The organism is Actibacterium sp. D185-2, from assembly GCF_054954595.1.
Window position 1 is genome coordinate 1 of sequence record NZ_JBPWNX010000058.1, and the last position, 1318, is coordinate 1318.

1 protein-coding gene is annotated in these 1318 nt (G+C 60.8%); it reads left to right on the top strand.

Annotated features, from left to right (window positions below; translation table 11 throughout):
* The first annotated feature begins 58 nt into the window (after positions 1-58).
* Positions 59-1282, top strand: a complete 1224-nt coding sequence (locus ACSR1C_RS20515) for an IS256 family transposase (RefSeq protein WP_460260862.1) — start codon at positions 59-61, stop codon at positions 1280-1282.
* Positions 1283-1318: the final 36 nt, after the last annotated feature.

A 1318-nucleotide genomic window follows, 5' to 3' on the forward strand; every position in this document is an offset into this window, starting at 1 on the left:
GGGACTATCCTGAATTTTGTGCCCTGACGTGGTAACTGCTCGAAGAGGAGACCCACGTATGAGCATCGATAAAGACATCTTGGACCGATTGATGGAAGGCCGCGCGCCTGGTGATTTGTTTGGCAAGGACGGCATTCTGTCGGAGTTGACAAAGGCGCTGGCGGAGCGGGCGTTGAGCACGGAGATGGATGTCCATCTCGACGAAGAGCGCGCCGAGGAGGCGCCTGAGGGCCGCAACCAGCCACCCAATCGGCGAAACGGCAGCAGCCAGAAGACGGTGACCACCGACAGCGGCAAGGTCATTCTGGACATCCCCCGCGACCGGAACGGCACCTTCGATCCGATGCTGATCGCCAAGTATCAGCGCCGCTTTCCCGAGTTCGATCGCAAGATCATCAGCATGTATGCCCGGGGAATGACGACCCGCGAGATCCAGGGGCATATCGAGGAAATCTATGGCGTCGAAGCCTCGCCCAGCCTGATTTCCGCGATTACCGACGCGGTCATGGAGGAGGTCACCGCCTGGCAGAACCGCCCTCTGGAACCCTGCTATCCGATCATCTTCATGGACGCGATCCGGGTCAATATCCGCAGCGATGGAGCCGTCTCGAACAAGGCGGTCTTCGTCGCCCTCGCGGTTCTGCCGGACGGCACGCGGGATGTTCTGGGGCTGTGGTTCCAGGCGAACGAGGGCGCCAAGTTCTGGGCCAAGGTCCTGAGCGATCTACGTAATCGCGGGGTTCAAGACATCCTCATTGCCGTCGTGGATGGGCTCAAGGGCTTCCCGCAGGCCATCGAGGCAGCCTTCCCCCAGACCCGGGTCCAGACCTGTATCGTTCATCTGCTGCGCCATTCCATGAACTTCGCCAGCTATAAGGACCGCAAGGCTGTCGCCGCCGCCCTCAAGGCGATCTACACGGCAGTAGACGCCGACGCGGCCGAGGCCGCTCTGGCGGAGTTCGAGGAAAGCGATCTGGCCAACCGGTATCCGGCGATCGCGCCGAGCTGGCGCCGGGCCTGGAACGAGGTGATCCCGTTTCTTGATTATCCGCCAGAGGTGCGCAGGCTGATTTACACCACCAATTCCATTGAGGCCTTGAACTCGAAAATCCGCCGCGCCGTTCGCACCCGCGGGCACTTCCCGAGCGATGAGGCGGCCGCGAAATTGATTTACCTGGCGCTCAATGCTACATCGACCGAGTGGAAGCGCGCCGTGCGCGAATGGCACGCTGTCAGAAGTCAACTTGCCATCATGTTCGAAGACCGCTTCCCCATGGCGTAAGAAAGCGCGTCAGGGCACAAAATTTCACACAGTCTC

Coding starts and splice junctions, on each gene's coding strand:
- ACSR1C_RS20515 (WP_460260862.1), top strand. CDS start 59: ATGAGCATCGATAAAGACATCTTGGACCGATTGATGGAAGGCCGCGCG.